The sequence below is a fragment of the Methylocaldum sp. genome, assembly GCF_039794385.1.
Lineage (GTDB): Bacteria > Pseudomonadota > Gammaproteobacteria > Methylococcales > Methylococcaceae > Methylocaldum.
Genome location: NZ_JBDIVO010000508.1, coordinates 1 through 2,561 on the forward strand (window position 1 = coordinate 1; position 2,561 = coordinate 2,561).

Sequence of the window (2,561 nt, forward strand, 5' to 3'; positions counted from 1 at the left end):
CACACTAAACTGCCCGCCCCATGCCGGTAACCATCATCGGACTGTTAAAATGATTTTTCCGTCCCGCCCTATTCCATAAGAAACATGTCCGAACCAGCCGAAAAAAAACTTGTCCTCGTCGACGGTTCATCGTTCCTGTACCGCGCGTTTCACGCTCTGCCGCCCTTGAACAACTCACGGGGCGAACCGACCGGCGCGGTTCTGGGCGTTGCCAATATGCTGCGCAAGCTCATCGGAGAGTATGAGACTTGCCATATCGGCGTCGTGTTCGACGCGCCCGGAAAGACCTTCCGCGACGATCTTTTCGAGCACTACAAGGCCCATAGGCCGCCGATGCCGGACGAACTCAGGGCGCAGATTCAGCCGCTGCACGCCATTATCCGGGCACTGGGCCTGCCCTTGCTGATCGAATCCGGCGTGGAAGCGGACGACGTCATCGGCACACTCACGATGAAGGCGGTCGAACAGGGGTTTTCGGTCGTCATTTCCACCGGCGACAAGGACATGGCGCAACTGGTCAACGACCGGGTGATGCTCGAGAACACCATGTTCGACAGCCGCCTGGATGTCGAGGGCGTAAAAGCCAAGTTCGGCGTGCCGCCCGAGTGCATCGTCGATTATCTGGCACTGGTGGGCGACACCTCGGACAATATTCCCGGCATTCCCAAGGTGGGACCGAAAACGGCGTCAAAATGGCTGAATGAATACGGCTCGCTGGACGGCATTCTCGCCCATGCCGACGAGATCGGCGGCAAGGTCGGCGAGAATCTTCGCGCCAGTCTCGATCAAATTCCCTTGTCGCGCCAGTTGGCCACCATCAAGTGCGACGTGGATCTGCCGATCGGACCGGACGATTTGAAACGAACCGAACCGGATCAAGCCGCCCTTCGGGAGCTGCTGGTCCAGCTCGAATTCAATTCCTGGCTCCGGCAACTGGATGCTTCGAACACTGCCGAAAACCCGGCCGCCCCTATCGAGCAAACCTCAACCAAGGGTAACTACGAAACGATCCTGACCGAGGATGAACTGGAGCGCTGGCTGAAAAAGCTGGAGGCCGCGGAATATTTCGCTTTCGACACCGAAACCACGAGCCTCGACTACAGCCGCGCGGAAGTCGTGGGACTGTCGTTCGCGGTGGAACCGGGCGAAGCGGCCTACGTCCCGGTCGCTCACGATTATCCCGGCGCGCCGGCGCAGCTCAGCCGCGATTACGTTCTGGAAAAACTCCGGCCTTTGCTGGAAGACCGGAACCGCCCGAAGCTCGGACAAAATCTCAAATACGACGCCAATGTCCTTGCGAATCACGGCCTCGCGCTGACCGGCATCCGCCACGACACCATGCTCGAATCCTATGTGCTCAACAGTACGGCCACCCGGCACGACATGGATTCCCTGGCCCAACTCTATCTCAATCATCGGACCATCCACTACGAAGACGTGGCGGGAAAAGGCGCGAAACAGATTCCCTTCCAGCAGGTCGGCATCGAAAGCGCCACCGAATACGCGGCGGAAGACGCCGACATCACCCTGCGGCTTCACCACCATCTTTGGCCGAAGCTCGAGGCGGAAGATTCGCTCAAATCGCTATACGAAACCGTCGAAATTCCGCTGGTGCCGGTCCTGTCCCGCATGGAATGCACCGGCGTGCTGGTGGACGTGTACAAGCTGGCCCAGCAAAGCCGCGAGCTCGAAAAGCGCATGCTGGAGATCGAACAGGACGCCTGCAAGGCGGCGGGATGCCAGTTCAACCTGGGATCGCCCAAGCAGATCCAGACCATCCTGTACGACAAGCTGAACATCCCGGTAGTCAAGAAAACGCCGACCGGACAGCCGTCCACCGACGAATCGGTGTTACAGGAATTGGCGGAAAGTTATGAGCTGCCGCGACTGATCCTGGACTACCGCTCCATGAGCAAGCTCAAGTCGCCCTACACCGACAAGCTCGCGGAGCAAATCAACCCCCGCACCGGCCGCGTTCATACCTCCTATCACCAGGCCGTGGCCGCCACCGGCCGCCTGTCGTCCTCCGACCCCAACCTGCAGAACATCCCGGTGCGCACCGAGGAAGGCCGCCGCATCCGCCAGGCGTTCATCGCACCGCCCGGCCGCAAGATCCTCGCGGCGGACTATTCGCAGATCGAGCTCAGGATCATGGCGCATATTTCGGGCGATCCCAGCCTGCGCGCCGCCTTCCACGACAATACCGACGTCCATCGCTTCACCGCCGCAGAAGTATTCGGCGTGCCGCCGGAACAGGTCACGCCCGACCAGCGCCGTTCCGCCAAGGCGATCAATTTCGGCCTCATCTACGGCATGTCCGCCTTTGGCCTGGGGAAACAGCTCGGCATCCCCACCAGCATGGCACAGCGCTACGTCGACCTTTATTTCGCCCGCTATCCCGACGTCAAAGGCTACATGGAAACGACCCGCGACATGGCGCGGGAGAAAGGCTACGTGGAAACCCTGTTCGGCCGGCGGCTATACATCCCCGAGATCCAATCCCGCAACGCCCAGCGCCGCCAATACGCCGAACGCACCGCCATCAACGCCCCGATGCAGGG

Annotated in this window: 1 protein-coding gene; it reads left to right on the forward strand. The window is 60.5% G+C overall.

The window, feature by feature from the left end:
• Nucleotides 1-84 precede the first annotated feature (84 nt).
• Nucleotides 85-2,561: DNA polymerase I (gene polA / locus ABJK70_RS23460; protein WP_347259308.1), on the forward strand; the 2,477-nt coding region annotated here is incomplete at its 3' end.